This window comes from Methylobacterium crusticola (assembly GCF_003574465.1).
In the GTDB taxonomy this organism is placed as follows: Bacteria; Pseudomonadota; Alphaproteobacteria; order Rhizobiales; family Beijerinckiaceae; genus Methylobacterium; species Methylobacterium crusticola.
The window spans coordinates 1-911 of the sequence record NZ_QOWC01000489.1 but is presented as its reverse complement, the minus strand read 5'-3'; the positions used below and the strand labels follow the sequence as shown (position 1 = coordinate 911).

At 61.6% G+C, this 911-nt stretch carries 2 protein-coding genes; both read left to right on the top strand.

The window, feature by feature from the left end; translation table 11 throughout:
• Positions 1-284: alpha/beta fold hydrolase (locus DT057_RS35060; RefSeq protein ID WP_162501627.1), on the top strand; the 284-nt coding region annotated here is incomplete at its 5' end.
• A 69-nt stretch (positions 285-353) separates the two neighbouring features.
• Positions 354-884: a VOC family protein gene (locus tag DT057_RS35055; protein WP_128566575.1), complete on the top strand. Its 531-nt coding sequence runs from the start codon at positions 354-356 to the stop codon at positions 882-884.
• Positions 885-911: the final 27 nt, after the last annotated feature.

The following is a 911-nucleotide window of genomic DNA, read 5'->3' as shown; positions in this document are numbered from 1 at the left end:
CGAAAGCGATGGCGCTTCCCGGCCGCACCCGCGGCGGCATGGAATGGTATCGTACCCTCGCGGCCGACCATGCGGCCGCGCTCGCGTACAAGAGGCAGCCGCTCGAAATACCGGTGCTAGGTCTCGGCGGGGATCAGCGCTTCGGTGCGCAGATGGTGCCGATGCTCAAGGAATTCGCCATCAATGTGACGGGCGGCTCGATTGCACGGTGCAGCCACTATGTCGCGGATGAGCGGCCGAATGAAGTCGCGGCCGCTCTGATCGATTTCCTCAAGGCCAATTGAAACTCTGCGCCCGCGCCGTTGTAGGGGGCGGATCGCGATCGATCGATCAAATCAGAAAGGAAGCCTGTCATGACCGCACCTGTCATACGCGGCGTCAATCACATCGGCATCACGGTACCCGACATCGAAGCAGCAAAATCGTTCCTGGTGGAAGCTTTCGGCGGCCGGGTGATCTATCAGTCCTTCGGACCGCAGGATCCGCCGCGGCAGGGACCCGAATTCGAGCGGGCCGTTGGCGCTTTCCCTGGAACAATCGTGCGTGCGCAGGCGATGGTCAAGATCGGAACCGGACCCGACATCGAGCTCTTCGAAATGCACGGTCCCGAACAAGCCCAGCCGATCCGAGCGAGCGACTTCGGCATCACGCACTTCGCTCTCTACACCGACGACATCGATGCATCGGTTGAGCGCTTCGAAAAGGCCGGAGGCACCCCCCTCACCGCGCCACGCGCTATTCCCTACGCAACCGAGAAAGGTCCTGGAAACAAGGTCTGCTACTGCCGTATGCCCTGGGGCACGACGATGGAATTCATCACCACGCCGGACCGCATGGCCTATCATGACCAGACTGATCTGCGCAGATGGCAGGACGAGGATTGAGCAGGGGTGCGAAAAGCGATCCGCATC